Origin of the sequence: Mycolicibacterium vaccae NBRC 14118 = CIP 105934, assembly GCF_001552715.1 — a bacterium.
GTDB classification, from domain to species: Bacteria; Actinomycetota; Actinomycetes; order Mycobacteriales; family Mycobacteriaceae; genus Mycobacterium; species Mycobacterium vaccae.
Genome location: NZ_BCRS01000267.1, coordinates 1 through 4404 on the forward strand (window position 1 = coordinate 1; position 4404 = coordinate 4404).

Annotated in this window: 1 protein-coding gene and 2 pseudogenes; all 3 read right to left on the reverse strand. The window is 71.8% G+C overall.

Translation table 11 applies throughout. The features are described 5' to 3' along the window. Positions 1–485: pseudogene (locus MVA01S_RS28770) on the reverse strand (exodeoxyribonuclease V subunit alpha); the annotation flags it as partial. Beyond that, positions 482–3781, reverse strand: a complete 3300-nt coding sequence (gene recB / locus MVA01S_RS28775; protein ID WP_003929666.1) for an exodeoxyribonuclease V subunit beta — start codon at positions 3779–3781, stop codon at positions 482–484. The pseudogene MVA01S_RS28770 and the gene recB, both read right to left, overlap by 4 nt. Next, positions 3778–4404: pseudogene (locus MVA01S_RS28780) on the reverse strand (exodeoxyribonuclease V subunit gamma); the annotation flags it as partial. The gene recB and the pseudogene MVA01S_RS28780, both read right to left, overlap by 4 nt.

Consider the following 4404-nt stretch of genomic DNA (forward strand, 5'->3'; position numbering starts at 1 on the left):
GTCGTGGTCTTGCCGGTGCCCGGCCCGCCGGTGAGAACCGTCAGTGACTGCCGCAGAGCGACTTCCGCGGCGCCGCGCTGCTCCTCCCAGCCGTCGGGGAACAGCCGGCCGACGCCCGGGACGGGGTGGCGCGGCGGCGCGGCCAGCAGGGCCAGCACGTCGTCGCAGACCTGTTGTTCCTCTCGCCAGTAGCGGTCGAGATACAGCAGGTCGCCGTGCAGGCGCAGCACCTGCTCCTCGGCCAGTGGGCTGGCCCGCACCGCTTCCGCCCACTGCTCCGGCGGCGGCCAGGGCAGCTCCGGCATCCCGGCCGCGGCGGCGACGGAGGCCAGGTCGACGCACACCGATCCGCCGCGCAGTGCGCGCACCGCCAGTGCGACGGCCAGCGCCACGCGGTCGTCGTCGTCTTTCCCCAGTGCGGTCAACCGTTGCGCCACATGCAGATCCGCGGGCTCGAACAGCTCGGCGAACGCGTCGATGCTCATCGCGCCACCCCGGCGTCCAGCAGGTCTGAGAGCGCCTCGATCAGCGCCGGCGGCGGCTGCCAGCTGAAGACGCCCGCGGGGTGGCCGTCGACCACCGGGGTGTCGGGGCCGCACATGCCGCGCACGAACAGATACAGCACCCCGCCCAGATGCTCGCCGGGCTGATAACCGGGTTGACGCCAGCGTAGGAATCTGTGCAGCACAACGCAATACAGCAACGCCTGGAGCGGATAGTCCGAATGCAGCATCGCCTCGGCCAGCCGGGCCGGGCTGTAGTCGGCGGCGGTCAGGGGCCGGGCCGGATCGCCGAGCCAGTTGGTCTTGTAGTCGACGACCAGATACCGGCCGCCGACCCGCAGCACCGCGTCGAGTGAACCGTTGAGGTAGCCCTTCAGCGACTGGCCGGCCAGCACGCTGCCGGTCAACCGGTCGGCGTAGGGCGCCAGCGGATCCTCTGCGGGCAGATGCCGGGCCAGCAGCCGGCCGACATCGGCCAGCGAGATCGGCGGCGCGTCGGCTCGGCGGTCGCCGCCGGCAAGCGGGAACTCGAACTCCATCTCCCGCAACCGGTCCCGCAGCCCGATGTCACGCAACGTCACGCCGGGGGCCAGCGGCCCCAGCGGGGTGTCGTGCATCGGCACCAGCGCGGCAGCCAGTTCGGCGGGCGGCACGTCGACCGGCCACCACACCGCATGGTCGGTGATCGCCGACTCCAGTTCGGCGGCCAGGTCGGCGGCGAACGGGTCGGCGGTCTCCAGCACCGCGTGCACCAGCGTGCCGAACTTGGCGCCCATCGGCAGGTCGGCCATCGGGGACGGCACCTGCTCGCCGGCCGCGGGGGCGTCGCGGACCGGTACTTCGCCGGCCTCGTCGTCGAGCTCGACGACCTCCGGTTCGCTGCTCACCCCGCCGCTCTCGTCGGATTCGGCGGCGCGGATGAGGCCGGAGTACGACGTCCGCCGCCAGGACGTGTCGATCCGCCGGTGAAAGTGCCGAACATCCAGATCGTCTGGTGGAGCGGGCAGTTCGACGGTGCGTGGCGGCGCGACGACCGACTCTTCGAGGACCGGACCGCCGGCGTCGGACCACGCGCGCAGCAGCGCCATCGCGTCGGCGTCGTCGATCCGGGGCGGGTCGCAGCGATCCGGCACCACGTCCTGGCCGGGCCGGCGCCCGCGCAGCAGCCGGGACAGACCGCCGTTGGGTTCATCGTTGGACGGCGCCCACCACGCGACCACCTGGGACTGCGCGCGCGTCATCGCGACATAGGTCAGCCGGACGTCGTCACCGGCGGCCTCCCGGCGGCCCTGCGCCTGGGCGGCAGCGTGATCGGGGCTCAACTCGCCGCCGATGTGCAGGCAGCGGACGTCCCCGTCGTGGAAGGTCACCACGTCGCGGGTCTGGATGTTGCGGTTGAACGCAAACGGCAGGTACACCACCGGGAACTGCAGTCCCTTGCTCACCCACACCGTCATGATCTGCACCGCTGCCGCGTCGCTGTCGAGTCGGCGGTTGCGTTCGACCGCACCGTTGCGTTCCTCGCGCTGGGTGCGCAGCCAGTCCCGCAGCGCGGGCAGGCCGAAGTGCTCACGATGAGCGGTGGCGTGCAGGATCTGGGTCAGGTGCGCCAGGTCGGTCATGTGCCGCTCGCCGTCCACCCAGGACAGCACGCGCTCGCCCATGCCGCCCAGCTGTGCGGCCTCGAACACCGCCGCCACGCCGCGTTCCCGCGCGAAATCAGCCCACTGGCGCAGAGTCTCGGCGATCCGGTCGGTCAGCGTGTCGTCGTGCGCGGCCAGCGTCTCGGCGGTCTCACCGAAGAACATCGTGGTGGCCGCGGCGCGCACCAGGCCGGACCGGTGCGGCTGGTCGAACGCCTCCAGCAGGCACAGCCAGTCGTCGGCGGCGGGGGAGGAGAACACATCGGAGTCCCCGGTGTAGACCGCCGGAATGCCGGCAGCGGTGAGCGCGTCGAAACAGGCGTGGCCGTCGCGGTGGCTCTCCACGATCACCGCGACGTCGCCGGGCTGCAGCGGCCGGTCACAGAACGTCGCCCCACCGGCGAGCAGCGACGCGACGTCGGCGGCGAGGTCTTTCGGGATGTGCCTGCGCAGCCTGTCGATCGGGATCGTCTTGTCGGGCCGGGTGCCCAACTGGTCCCGGCGGACGACCCGCAACCGGAACGGCGCGTTGTGCGGCGCCCCCTGCAGCCGGTGCCTGCGGTGGTGGGCCTCGACCGGGCGCACCACGATGCGCGGGTCGCCGAGCTGGGCGTCGCGCATCACCGCCTGCAGGCACTCGACCAGCGGACCGTCGCTGCGGTAATTGGTGCCCAACGTCTTCTGCTCACCCGCGGTCGACGCGGCGTGCAGATAGGTGACGATGTCGCCGCCGCGGAACGCGTAGATCGCCTGTTTCGGGTCACCGATCAGGATCACCGTGCAGTGCCCGCTGAACGCGCGGTCGATCACCTGCCACTGCACCGGGTCGGTGTCCTGGAACTCGTCGACCATCACGATCGACCAGCGCTGCCGCATCCGCGCCCTGGCCGCCGAGTCCGGTGACTCCAGCGCGTCGGCCAGCCGGGACAGCAGGTCGTCGTAGTGCAGGATGCCGAGCCGGCGCTTGCGGGTCTCCAGCTCGGCGCACACCGCCTGGGCGAACTGCACCCGCACATGCGGGTCGAAGCCGGGAGCGGGGTCGGCGGGCCGTAATTCGGTGTGCGCGTTGCGGACCACCTCGCGGGCCAGGTTCAGCGCGGCGTCGTAGGTCAGCAGCGGTTCGTCGCGCTGCTGTCCGAAATGCGCGAGGTACAGGTCGTCGACGATCTCGGTCACCAGGTCGTCGAGGCTCTCCACCAGCTCCACTCCGGAGTCGGTGTCGCCCGCCACGCCGAGCGAGCGCAACACCAGCTGGCAGAACTGGTGGGTGGTCGCGATGGTGGCGGCGTCGAAACCGGCGAGCGCGTCGCGCAGCCGCTGCCTGCGTTCGGCCAGCTCCTCGACGGTGCCCTTGAGCAGATGGTCGATGATCTCGTTGTCGGCCGCGCCGGCCGGATCATCGAAAGCCCTTACCGCGTCCACGATCTGGGCGCGTACCCGTTCGCGCAGCTCCTGGCTGGCGGCGCGGCCGAACGTGATGAGCAGCATCCGGTCCAGCGTGGCCACGCCCTCGGCGACATACCGGGTGACCAGACCGGCGAGCGCGAACGTCTTTCCGGTGCCCGCACTGGCCTCCAACACTGTGGTGGTCTTGTCCGCCGGGAGCGGGCCGAGGAGATCGAAGGGCTCCGTCACTCGAGTGTCCTCTCGGCGCGCAGCATCGGCGACCACAGCCGCGCGGCGTAGTCGGGCAGGCCGGCATCGACCAGACCGGACAGCGGGAAGTGCGGGCCCCACACCTTGACGTGCGCGCGGTCCTGATCCTCACCAGGGTAGCGGCCCGACTTCCACTTCCAGCCCGCCTCGCGGCTGGGTGCACCCCGGCGGTGCTCGGTCTCGGCCCACGCATAGGACGTCTTGGGCGGCAACGGGATCGGCGCGCGGCGGCCCGCGTCGTACATCTCGACCAGGTCGGCCAGCACCTCGGCGGCCGAGTCCGGCGGGCCGAGCAGCCGTTGCCGGACTGCGTCTCCCCGGCTGCCCCGGCCCGTGCCCCGGCCGATGCACACCGCGGTCCAGTCGGTTCCGGGATGGTGAGCGGTCAACGCCACCAGGCGAATCCACGACTCCAGCAGGTGCCTGCCGTCGAGCTTCGAGTACGTCACGGCCACCAGCCGGTCGCCGTACAGCCTCGGCACGGTGCCGGTGACCCGCCGCGCCGGTGCGATCGGGACGTCGACGTCGACAGCCCGCGGATCACGGCCGCGATGCTGCTGTGCCACCGCGGCCAGCGCCGCCGACCGGGCCGCGATCTGCTG